At 59.4% G+C, this 11,701-nt stretch carries 9 protein-coding genes; 3 read left to right on the forward strand and 6 right to left on the reverse strand.

Annotated features, from left to right (window positions below):
* Nucleotides 1–18: 18 nt before the first annotated feature.
* Nucleotides 19–1,479: a D-alanyl-D-alanine carboxypeptidase/D-alanyl-D-alanine endopeptidase gene (dacB, locus tag ACYZTX_RS11530; protein WP_462034147.1), complete on the reverse strand. Its 1,461-nt coding sequence runs from the start codon at nt 1,477–1,479 to the stop codon at nt 19–21.
* A gap of 234 nt (nt 1,480–1,713) precedes the next feature.
* Between dacB and ACYZTX_RS11535 the strand changes: the two genes are divergently transcribed.
* The gene (locus tag ACYZTX_RS11535) at nt 1,714–2,058 is read left to right on the forward strand and encodes a YggL family protein (RefSeq protein WP_007896965.1); all 345 of its coding nucleotides are present in this window, start codon (nt 1,714–1,716) and stop codon (nt 2,056–2,058) included.
* Between the two features lie 114 nt (nt 2,059–2,172).
* Here ACYZTX_RS11535 and ACYZTX_RS11540 read toward each other — a convergent pair whose 3' ends face one another.
* Nucleotides 2,173–3,363: a benzoate/H(+) symporter BenE family transporter gene (locus ACYZTX_RS11540; protein WP_462034148.1), complete on the reverse strand. Its 1,191-nt coding sequence runs from the start codon at nt 3,361–3,363 to the stop codon at nt 2,173–2,175.
* 345 nt (nt 3,364–3,708) lie between these two features.
* Here ACYZTX_RS11540 and ACYZTX_RS11545 point away from each other — a divergent pair, with 345 nt between their 5' ends.
* Nucleotides 3,709–4,473 (forward strand): GntR family transcriptional regulator, encoded by a 765-nt coding sequence (locus tag ACYZTX_RS11545; RefSeq protein WP_462034149.1) that lies wholly within the window; start codon nt 3,709–3,711, stop codon nt 4,471–4,473.
* A gap of 179 nt (nt 4,474–4,652) precedes the next feature.
* On the opposite strand, the gene guaD is transcribed toward ACYZTX_RS11545, so the two are convergent.
* From guaD to xdhA, 4 genes are all read right to left on the reverse strand, one after another.
* Entirely contained in the window at nt 4,653–5,957 is a 1,305-nt protein-coding gene (gene guaD, locus ACYZTX_RS11550) for a guanine deaminase (RefSeq protein ID WP_462034150.1), read from the reverse strand.
* 8 nt (nt 5,958–5,965) lie between these two features.
* Nucleotides 5,966–6,811: a xanthine dehydrogenase accessory protein XdhC gene (xdhC, locus tag ACYZTX_RS11555; RefSeq protein WP_462034151.1), complete on the reverse strand. Its 846-nt coding sequence runs from the start codon at nt 6,809–6,811 to the stop codon at nt 5,966–5,968.
* Nucleotides 6,812–6,927: 116 nt separating this feature from the next.
* Nucleotides 6,928–9,327: a xanthine dehydrogenase molybdopterin binding subunit gene (gene xdhB, locus ACYZTX_RS11560; protein ID WP_462034152.1), complete on the reverse strand. Its 2,400-nt coding sequence runs from the start codon at nt 9,325–9,327 to the stop codon at nt 6,928–6,930.
* Nucleotides 9,320–10,774 carry a xanthine dehydrogenase small subunit gene (gene xdhA / locus ACYZTX_RS11565; RefSeq protein ID WP_462034153.1) on the reverse strand — a complete coding sequence of 485 codons (1,455 nt, stop codon included), beginning with the start codon at nt 10,772–10,774 and terminating at the stop codon, nt 9,320–9,322. Before xdhA ends, xdhB begins: the two co-directional genes overlap by 8 nt.
* A gap of 267 nt (nt 10,775–11,041) precedes the next feature.
* Here xdhA and ACYZTX_RS11570 point away from each other — a divergent pair, with 267 nt between their 5' ends.
* Nucleotides 11,042–11,701, forward strand: a complete 660-nt coding sequence (locus tag ACYZTX_RS11570) for a GntR family transcriptional regulator (RefSeq protein ID WP_462034154.1) — start codon at nt 11,042–11,044, stop codon at nt 11,699–11,701.

The following is an 11,701-nucleotide window of genomic DNA, read 5'->3' on the forward strand; positions in this document are numbered from 1 at the left end:
ATCTTTTGATTTTAAAGGTTAGAGTACCGAAGCCGTTTCCGGCAGTTTCGGCTGGCGGTACAGGTCCAGCAGCACCTGATCCAACACCGAAGAGGCGCCAAACGGTGCCTTGTCGTTGAGGATCGCCACCACCGCCCAGGTATTGCCGTTGATGTCGCGGCTGTAACCCGAAATGGCGCGCACGGTGTTCAGGGTGCCGGTCTTGACGTGAGCTTCACCGCGCATCGCTGTGGTCTTCAGGCGTTTGCGCATGGTGCCGTCGGTGCCGGCAATCGGCATCGAACTGATGAACTCGGCGGAATAAGGGCTGCGCCATGCGGCTTGCAGCATCGCGGCCATTTCCCGGGCACTGACGCGTTCGGCGCGGGACAGGCCGGAGCCGTTCTCCATCACCAGGTGCGGCGCCGTGATGCCTTTCTTCGCCAGCCACTGACGGACCACACGCTGTGCGGCTTTGGCGTCATCGCCATCAGCGTCGGTGCGGAATTTCTGACCCAGACTCAGGAACAGCTGCTGGGCCATGGTGTTGTTACTGTATTTGTTGATGTCGCGGATGATTTCCGCCAGGTCCGGCGAGAAGGCCCGAGCCAGGACCTTGGCGTCTTTGGGCGTTGGCGCCAGACGGTCCACGCCCTGAATGCTGCCGCCCAGTTCTTTCCAGATCGCCCGCACGGCGCCCGCGGTGTAGGTCGCGTGGTCGAGCAGCGACAGATAAGTCTGGGAGCTGCAGCCCTCGCCCAACTGGCCGCCGACCGTTACGGTGACGCTGCCATCGGCCTGGGTCACCGGGTTGTAACGCACGCCACCGGTGCATTGCTTGGAGTTGACGGCTTTGACCAGGTTTTCGATGCGAATCTTGGCAATCGGCGGTTCTACCGAAATCAGAACCCTGCCGTTGTCGTTACGCGCCACAAAACGCAGGGCCTTGAGGTTGACCAGCAGTGAATCGGGTTTGACCAGGAACGGTTTGTTGTCGTCATTGCCATCGTCGTTGAACTGGGGCAGTTGCGGTTGTACGAAGAAACTGCGGTCCAGCACCAGGTCGCCGGTGATTTGCGTCACGCCATTGGCGCGCAGGTCTCGCATCAGCAACCAGAGTTTTTCCATGTTCAGCTTCGGATCGCCGCCACCCTTGAGGTAGAGGTTACCGTTGAGGATGCCGCCGCTGAGGATGCCGTCGGTGTAAAACTCGGTTTTCCACTGGTGGTTCGGGCCGAGCATTTCCAGCGCCGCGTAAGTGGTGACCAGTTTCATGGTCGAGGCCGGATTGACGGAGACGTCAGCGTTGAAAATGGTTGGGGTGCCAGGGCCATTGAGCGGGATCATCACCAGCGACAGGGCGTTGTCCTGCATCTTGCTGGCCTTGAGGGCTTTTTCAACGTTGGGCGACAGCGCGGTGTTGATCGGAGCGGCGCAAACAGAGAAGGCCAGCGGGAGCAGAAAACCGGCCAGTAACAATGGACGCAAAGATTTGATCATGTGAAATAAAACCCTACAGCCGAGGGGAAAAAAGACGAGGGCATGAAGATAAATTCCCTCAGCGGTCATGAAAGTGTCGGCATTATGCCCCAAGGTGTAGCGGCTTGTGCCGTACCCTGGTCGTCTAATCCGCTATTTTTTTACCGACGGTAGGGCCTGCAACCCAGAGAGACGGGCAATCGGCGCCTTAAACTGCTAAAGTGCCGCCCGTTATTACTTATGAGGATTGTTCCAATGGCGACTAACCGTTCCCAGCGTCTGCGCAAAAAACTGTGCGTCGATGAATTTCAAGAGCTGGGTTTCGAACTGAACCTGGATTTCAAAGAAGATTTGGCTGATGAAGCCATTGATGCTTTCCTCGACGCGTTCCTGAAAGAAGCCATGGAAGCCAACGGTCTGGGCTATGTTGGCGGCGACGACTTCGGTCTGGTTTGCCTGCAGAAGCGTGGCTCGGTGTCCGAAGAGCAGCGTGCCGCTGTTGAAGCCTGGCTCAAAGGCCGCAGCGAACTGACTGAAGCAACCGTCAGCCCGCTGATCGACGTCTGGTACCCGGAAAAGCCGATCAATCCGGTAGCTTGATGTTCTAAAAAACGGCGACCCAAGGGTCGCCGTTTTTTTATGCCCAAAAGATTAAGATATCGCAGCCTCGTTTCACTCTGTAGCAGCTGTCGAGTGAAACGAGGCTGCGATCTTTCAGCTTTTACGCCAATTCAAAATCACCAGCGTCAACACCCCCGCCACAATCCCCCAGAACGCCGAACCAATGGAAAACAGCGTCAGCCCCGACGCCGTGACCATAAAGGTAATCAGCGCCGCTTCACGTTCCTTCACTTCGCTCATGGCAATGCTCAGGCCATTGATGATCGAGCCGAACAACGCCAGCGCGGCAATCGACAGCACCAACTCTTTCGGCAGCGCGGCAAACAGCGCCGCCAGCGTCGCGCCGAACACCCCGGCGATCCCGTAGAAAATCCCGCACCAGACGGCCGCCGTGTAACGCTTGTTACGATCCTCATGGGCATGCGGCCCGGTGCAAATCGCCGCACTGATGGCCGCGAGGTTGATTCCGTGGGAACCGAACGGCGCCAGCAGTAACGAGGCGATGCCGGTGGTGGTGATCAGCGGCGAGGCCGGCACGGTATAACCGTCAGCACGCAGCACGGCGATGCCCGGCATGTTCTGCGACGTCATTGCCACGACAAACAGCGGGATGCCAATGCTGATGGTCGCGGCCAGCGAGAAGTGCGGTGTGGTCCAGACTGGCGTCGCCACTTCCAGATGGAAACCGCTGAAATCCAGCAGCCCCATGAACCCTGACAGCGCCGTGCCGATCAACAGCGCGGCCAGTACGGCATAACGCGGTGACAGGCGTTTGACCACCAGGTAAGTGAAGAACATCCCCAGTACCAACGCAGTGCGATGCTGGGCGGCGACGAAGATTTCGCTGCCGATCTTGAACAGAATTCCCGCCAGCAAAGCTGCGGCCAATGACGCTGGAATCTTTTTCACCAACCGTTCAAAGCTGCCGGTCAGGCCACAAAGGGTCACCAGTACCGCGCAGGTTATGTAGGCACCAATGGCTTCGCCGTACGTCACGCCGCCCAGACTGGTGATCAGCAACGCTGCGCCGGGGGTCGACCAAGCAATCGTGATGGGGGTTCGATAGCGCAAAGACAGGCCAATCGAGCACACTGCCATGCCAATGGAAATCGCCCAGATCCACGACGAAATCTGCCCGCTGGTCAGACCCGCCGCTTGCCCGGCCTGGAACATCAGGACCAGCGAGCTGGTGTAACCGGTCATCATCGCGATGAATCCGGCGACGATCGCCGAAGGCGACGTATCGGCCAAAGGACGGAGTTGCGTGTGCGTGGCGTCGTTCATGACCGCGGTGTTCCTTTTTACGTATGAAGATGTTCCGAAGTGAAGTCTTCCAATGTAGGAGCTGTCGAGTGAAACGAGGCTGCGATCTTTTGATGTTGATTTTCTAAGATCAAAAGATCGCAGCCTCGTTTCACTCGACAGCTCCTACAGGATTCTGGGTTCAAGCCTAAACTCAAAAGTAACCAGGCGTTGCAATACAGCCGAGTCCGCAAACAGCCGTACAGTCGTGTTGCCACCCTCCATTGTGTACAATCGCAGTGTTTTTTACGCGATACTTGCCAGCGACCCACTGTGCCGTATTACAGTCACGGTCAATTCGCCGCAGTTCTTCCGACTCGAGTGCCCATGAACGAACAGTTGCAACCCCTAAAGAAACAACCGCGAGCAGGCAAAGCCGGCCGTATCGGTACCCAGGACGATATTGTCTACGCGCATATCTTCGAGGCCATTCTCGAACAGCGTCTGGCGCCCGGCACCAAGTTGAGCGAAGAAGCGCTGGGGGAAATTTTCGGGGTCAGTCGCACCATTATTCGCCGCGCGCTGTCGCGCCTGGCCCATGAAGGTGTCGTGCTGCTGCGTCCGAACCGTGGCGCTGTCGTCGCCAGCCCGAGTGTCGAAGAGGCTCGTCAGGTGTTCCTCGCACGTCGTCTGGTGGAGCGGGCGATCACTGAACTGGCGGTGCAGCACGCCACTGCCGAGCAGATCGCTGAATTGCGGCAGATGGTCGACGACGAGCGCGACAGCTTCTCCCGTGGCGATCGCGGTGCCGGCATCCGTCTGTCGGGCGAGTTTCACTTGAAGCTGGCCGAAGCGGCGAAAAACGCGCCGCTGATCAGCTTCCAGCGCAGCCTGGTGTCCCAGACTTCGTTGATCATTGCCCAGTACGAAAGCGGCAATCGTTCCCACTGTTCCTACGATGAGCACACCCAGCTGATCGACGCCATCGAAGCGCGCAACGCTGAGCTGGCGGTGGACCTGATGATGCATCACATGGATCACATCGACAGCAAACTCAACCTCGATGAAGAAAGCGCGTCGGATGATTTGCATGCGGTGTTCTCGCATTTGTTGCAGACCAAGAAGCCAGGTCGCTCGACCGCGAAGCTCTGAAATACCGCGGCGCGCCCTTCGCGAGCAAGCCCGCTCCCACAGGGTTTTGTTGTGAATGCAAATCCTGTGTCTACCAGAGATCAACTGTGGGAGCGGGCTTGCTCGCGAAGGCGATAGGACAGGCAAAACAAATCCCCCGGGCTGTATAGCTGCGGGGGATTTTTTATGCCTGGAAAATCTTAGCGCTGATGCACCTGATTCCCCGCCGCATACGTCTGCAACACCGTCCGGTCATCCCCCAGCGTCATCAATACGAACAACGTTTCGGCAATGTTATTGGCCTGCTTCAAGCGATAGCTCAGCAGCGGCGTGGCGTTGTAGTCCAGTACCAGGAAGTCGGCGTCGGTGCCCGGTTGCAGGGTGCCGATCTTGTCTTCCAGGCGCAACGCGCGGGCACCGCCGAGGGTCGCCAGGTACAGCGACTTGAACGGGCTCAGTCGCGCACCTTGCATCTGCATGACCTTGTAAGCTTCGTTCAAGGTCTGCAGCAGCGAGAAACTGGTGCCGCCACCGACGTCTGTGCCCAACCCAACATTCAATTTGTGCTTCTCAGCCATAGGCAGGTTGAACAGGCCGCTGCCGAGGAAGAAGTTCGAAGTCGGGCAGAAGGCGATCGCCGAGCCGGTTTCCGCCAGCCGCGCACACTCGTCGTCGCACAGGTGCACGCCGTGGGCGAATACCGAGCGCTCGCCGAGCAGTTTGTAGTGGTCGTAGACGTCCAGGTAGCCCTTGCGCTCCGGAAACAGTTCCTTGACCCACTCGACTTCCTTGAGGTTTTCGCTGATGTGGGTCTGCATGTACAGGTCTGGGTATTCACCGAGCAATTGGCCGGCGAGGGTCAGTTGTTCCGGGGTGCTGGTCGGGGCGAAGCGCGGGGTGACCGCGTAGTGCAGTCGACCCTTGCCGTGCCAGCGTTCGATCAGCGCCTTGCTTTCGACATAGCTGGATTCGGCAGTGTCGGTCAGGTAGTCCGGGGCGTTGCGGTCCATCATCACCTTACCGGCGATCATCCGCAGGTCCAGCTGCTCGGCGGCCTCGAAGAACGAATTCACCGATTGTGGATGCACGCTGCCGAACACCAGCGCGGTGGTGGTGCCGTTGCGCAGCAGTTCCTTGATGAAAATGCCCGCGACTTCGTCGGCATGAGCCTTGTCGGCGAACTGGCTTTCGCAAGGGAAGGTGTAAGTGTTGAGCCAGTCCAGCAACTGCTCGCCATAGGCACCGACCATGCCGGTTTGCGGCAAGTGAATGTGGGTGTCGATGAAGCCTGGGGTGATCAACGCATCCTGGTAATGGGTGATTTCGATGTCGGCCGGCAGAGTCGGCAGCAATTCGCTGGCGTGGCCAACGGCGCTGATCTGGCCGTTATCGACCACCAGCAAACCGTCCTCGAAATACTCATACGAGGCTTCGATACCCACTTCAGCGGGGTCGGCGATGCTGTGCAGAATGGCGGCGCGGTAGGCTTTGCGAGTCAGAGGCATGAGAGTTCTCAGTTAGAGGCCTGGCTGCGGCGTGAAGCTGGCAGCAGTTTGGCAATCGATGATCCGGCGCTGGCAGTGTGCTGGCCGAAATTCGCGTTATAGGTGGCGATGATTTCGCCGGCGATGGAGATGGCGATTTCCACAGGCAACTTGCCTTTGACTTCGCCAATGCCCATCGGGCAGCGCATGCGTTGCAGCACGGCGCTGTCGAAACCACGGTCACGCAAGCGGTGTTCGAATTTCACCCGTTTGGTCTTCGAGCCGATCAGTCCGAAGTAGGCAAAGTCGTTGCGTTTGAGGATCGCGGCGGTGAGTTCGAGGTCGAGCTGATGGTTGTGGGTCATGACGATGCAATAGCTGCCGGCGGGCAGGTCATCGATTTCATCCACCGGTTCTTCGGCGACGATTTTGCGCACGCCGTGAGGGATCTGTTCGGGGAATTCCGTTTCCCGCGAGTCGATCCAGCGCACCCGGCAGGGCAGGCTGGCGAGCAGCGGCACCAGCGCCCGCCCGACATGGCCGGCGCCGAACACGACGATCTGCGCCTGGACCTGGCCCATCGGTTCGAACAGCAACACGGTCACGCCGCCGCAGCACTGGCCCAAACTGGCGCCGAGGCTGAAGCGCTCCAAATGGGTGTCCTGCTTGCCGCTGGCAAGCATCTCGCGGCCGATCTGCATGGCTTTGTATTCCAGATGCCCGCCACCGATGGTGTCGAAGGCCTGGGTGGCGCTGATGACCATCTTCGAGCCGGCATTGCGCGGCGTCGAGCCGAGCTCTTCGATGATGGTCACCAACACGCAGGGTTCACCCCGGGTTTGCAGGTCGGCGAGGGCGTCGATCCAGTTGTACATGTTTCACCTCAACATCTCTGTTGTCTGTTCGGGCCTCTTCGCGAGCAGGCTCGCTCCCACATTTGGAATGCATCCCCCTGTGGGAGCGAGCCTGCTCGCGAAGGCCGCGCCTCGGTCTAGAGCGAAGCCAACTCCGGCTCAGCCTCGGCAGCTTTCGCCGCCTTCAACTGGCGCATCTGCTCACAGCCCCACAACACCCGCTCCGGCGTCGCCGGCGCGTCGATGTTCGGTTGATGTTTGTAGTCGCCAAGGCTCGCCACAGCGTCCTTGATCGCACACCACGCCGCGATGCCAAGCATGAACGGCGGCTCACCCACGGCCTTGGAATGGAACACCGTGTCTTCCGGGTTTTTACGGTTTTCCACCAGCTTGACGCGCAGGTCCAGCGGCATGTCCGCCACCGCCGGGATCTTGTAGCTGGCCGGGCCGTTGGTCATCAGTTTGCCTTTGTTGTTCCACACCAGTTCCTCCATGGTCAGCCAACCCATGCCCTGGATGAAACCGCCCTCGACCTGACCGATGTCGATCGCCGGGTTCAGCGAGTCGCCGACGTCGTGGAGGATGTCGGTGCGTAGCATCTTGTACTCGCCGGTCAGGGTGTCGATGATCACCTCGCAACAGGCTGCACCGAAGGCGTAGTAGTAGAACGGCCGACCACGAGCCTGGCTGCGGTCGTAGAAGATTTTCGGGGTCTTGTAGAACCCGGTGCTCGACAGCGAAACCTGAGCGAAATACGCCTGCTGGATCAGCGCTTCGAAGGTCAGGATGTGATCGCGAACACGCACGTGGCCGTTGTGGAATTCCACGTCTTCTTCGCTGACCTTGTACTGCCGCGCGGCAAATTCAACCAGGCGTTTCTTGATGATTTCAGCGGCGTTCTGCGCGGCTTTACCGTTGAGGTCGGCACCGCTGGAAGCGGCGGTCGGCGAGGTGTTCGGGACCTTGTCGGTATTGGTCGCGGTGATCTGCACGCGGTCCATTTCCACCTGGAAAACTTCAGCCACAACCTGCGCGACCTTGGTGTTCAAACCCTGGCCCATTTCAGTGCCGCCATGGTTCAGGTGGATGCTGCCGTCGGTGTAGATGTGGATCAGCGCGCCGGCCTGATTGAGGAAGCTGGCGGTGAAGGAAATACCGAATTTCACCGGGGTCAGCGCCAGGCCTTTTTTCAGGATCGGGCTGTTGGCGTTGTAGCGACGGATCGCTTCGCGGCGCTCGGCGTACTGGCTGCTTTCTTCGAGTTCGGCGGTCATTTCCTCGAGCATGTTGTGCTCGACGGTTTGGTAGTAATGGGTGACGTTGCGCTCGGTCTTGCCATAGTAGTTGGCCTTGCGCACGGCCAGCGGATCAAGGGCCAGATGGCGGGCAATCGCGTCCATCACTTCTTCGATGGCGACCATCCCCTGCGGGCCGCCGAAACCCCGGTAAGCGGTGTTCGACGCGGTGTTGGTCTTGCAGCGATGACCGTTGATGGTCGCATCGCCCAGGTAGTACGAGTTGTCAGCGTGGAACATTGCGCGGTCGACAATCGACGCCGACAAGTCTGGCGAGCAACCGCAGTTGCCGGCCAGCTCCAGGGCGATGCCGTGCAAGCGGCCGGTGCTATCAAAGCCCACGTCGTATTCGACGTAGAACGGGTGACGCTTGCCAGTCATCAGCATGTCTTCGACACGCGGCAGGCGCATCTTGGTCGGCTGTCCGGTGAGGTGCGCGATCACTGCGCACAGGCATGCCGGGCTCGCGGCCTGGGTTTCCTTGCCGCCGAAACCACCGCCCATGCGGCGCATGTCGACGACGATTTTGTTCATCGACACATCGAGCACTTCGGCCACCAGTTTCTGCACTTCGGTGGGGTTCTGCGTCGAGCAATAAACGATCATCCCGCCATCTTCAGTCGGCATCACCGAAGAGATCTGGGTTTCGAGGTAAAAGTGTTCCTGGCCACCGATGTGCAGCGTGCCCTGGATGCGATGCTCGGCGGTGGCCAAAGCATTGACCGAATCGCCGCGCTGATGGGTGTGGCTGTCGAGTACGAAGTGGCGTTTGCGCAGGGCTTCGACCACGTCCAGAACGGGTTCGAGATCTTCATACTCGATGATCGCGGCCATCGCGGCTTTGCGTGCGGTTTCCAGGTCCTTCGCGGCAACGGCGAGCACCGGTTGACCGACGAATTGCACATCGTCGATGGCAAGCAGCGGGTCGCCCGGCAGCAATGGACCGATGTCTTTCAAGCCCGGTACATCTTCGTGGGTGATTGCTATGCGTACGCCTTCAAAGGCGTAGCAGGGCTTGGTGTCGATGCTGATTATCTTCGCGTGGGCGCGGTCCGACAGGCGTGCGTAAACGTGCAGCTGATTGGGGAATTCCAGACGGTCGTCGATGTACTGCGCTTCACCGGATACATGCTTGTCGGCGCTGTCGTGCTTGACGCTGCGGCCGACGCCGGTGGTCAGGTCCTTGGCGAACAGTTCAGCCAGTTCGGCTTGGGTCTTCTCTACGGCGTGATGATTAGACATAAGCGGTCACCCGAGTCTCGATGTGCGGTGTTTGCAGTTCGATGAAGTATTTACGCAGCAGGTTTTGCGCGCTGAGCAGGCGATATTCCTTGCTGGCGCGGAAGTCCGAGAGCGGCGTGAAATCTTCGGCCAATGCAGCGCAGGCGCGTTCGACGGTGTCGTTGTTCCAGGTGGCGCCGAGCAATACAGCTTCGCAGGCCTTGGCACGTTTTGGCGTTGCCGCCATGCCGCCGAAGGCGACGCGGGCGTCGGCGATCACGCCATTGTCGATGCGCAGGTTGAACGCGGCGCAGACCGCGGAAATGTCATCGTCCAGGCGTTTCGACACCTTGTAGGCGCGGAACAGTTGTTCGGCGCTGGCGCGAGGCACGATGATCTTTTCGATGAACTCGCTTTCCTGACGCGCGGTGACTCGGTAATCGATGAAGTAATCTTCCAGCGCCATCGTGCGGCGGACTTCGCCTTTGCACAGGACAATCTGCGCGCCGAGTGCAATCAGCAGGGGCGGGGAGTCACCGATCGGCGAGGCGTTGCCGATGTTGCCGCCGAGGGTGCCCTGGTTGCGGATCTGCAAAGAGGCGAAACGCTGCAGCAATTCGCCGAAGTCCGGGTACTCGGCCTTCAAGGCCTCGTAGCAATCGGAGAGTGCCGTGGCGGCGCCGATTTCCAGGCGGTCGTCGAAGCGTTCGACGCGCTTCATCTCGGCGACGTTGCCTACATAAATCATCACCGGCAGGGTGCGGTGGAATTGCGTGACTTCCAGCGCCAGATCCGTACCGCCGGCCAGCAGGCGAGCCTGTGGATAAGCGTCGTAGAGGTCAGCCAGATCGGCGACGGTCAGCGGCACCAGGCAGCGTTTGTCGCCGCTGTTGAGTTCGCCGATGTCGGTAGGTGCAATGGCTTTCAGTCGAGCGATGGTGTCGGCTTCGCGAACATCGAACTGATCCGGTTGCTTGCCACAGCAGGATTGTTCGGCGGCGGCCAGAATCGGCCGATAGCCTGTGCAGCGGCAGAGGTTGCCGGCCAGGGCTTCGTGAGCTTTATGAGCATCCGGTTGATCGCTGTTCTTTTGCAGCGCGAACAGCGACATCACAAAGCCCGGCGTGCAGAAACCGCATTGCGAGCCGTGGCATTCGACCATGGCTTTCTGCACGCTGTGCAGTTGGCCCTGATGCTTGAGATCTTCGACGCTGATCAGTTGTTTGCCGTGCAGTGACGAAACGAACGTCAGGCACGAGTTGAGGCTGCGATAGCGAATGTGTTCGCGGCCATCGTCATCCGTTTGCAGCTCGCCGACCACCACGGTGCACGCACCGCAGTCACCGCTGGCGCAGCCTTCTTTGGTGCCGGGTTTGCCCACATGGTCGCGCAGATAATTGAGCACGGTCAGGTTTGGGTCCAGGGCGTGCTCGCTACGGAGTTCCTGGTTAAGTAAAAACTGGATCACGGAAGGCCTCGCAGACTCATTATTGTTGTTAACCGACTTGAACCGAATTTATCAGGTCTGACTTTCCGGTCAATGGTTTTCTGACTTAAAGGTCAGGAAATGGCATTTTGTCGATCAACAACTCGTTCCTTCATTATTGACCCTCACGGGATAGCCTGCTTTTTGCTTGAATCGTGCCAAAAACCGCCGAGAGGGCACTCCGCCATGACCCTTTATGTGCGGTACACTGCGCCGCTTGTGCAGATCGAAGAGTTTGAAGGGACAATCATGACGTTCAAGGCGCCGGACAGCCTCGCCGAGCAAATCGCTCACCACCTCGCCGAACGCATCATTCGTGGCGAAATGAAGCCCGGGGAGCGCATTCAGGAACAGAAGGTCACGCTGGCCCTCAATGTCAGCCGCGGTTCGGTCCGTGAGGCCTTGCTGATCCTCGAGCGCCGCCACCTGATCGCGATCCTGCCGCGACGCGGCGCCCACGTGACAGAACTCACGGCCCACAAGGTCCAGAGCCTGTGCACGCTGATGAGCGAGCTTTACATTCTGCTGGGCAATGCAGTGGCCAGTGGCTGGCAAGTCCAGGCCGACATGGCGCCGTTCGTGCAAATCCAGCAGCGTCTGACCGCCAGCTACGAACGTCAGGACATCCGCACCTTCGTCGACGACAGCTTTAATGTGATGCGCGCCGCGTATCCGTTCGCCAACAACCCGTATTTGCAGGAAACCGTCGAGAATTTGCAGCCAGCCATGAGCCGTGCGTATTTCCTCGCCCTGGACCAGCGCAAGGCCTCGATGAGCGAGTTTCTCGAACTGTTCGAACGCTTGCTCGCCGCCGTGCTGGCCCGTGATTTTCTGCAGATCCGCATCGTGCTGACGGCGTACACCCAGCGCAGCTGCGATCTGGTGGTTTCTGCGCTGACGGACGCTTAA

The organism is Pseudomonas sp. MDT1-17 (assembly GCF_054898105.1).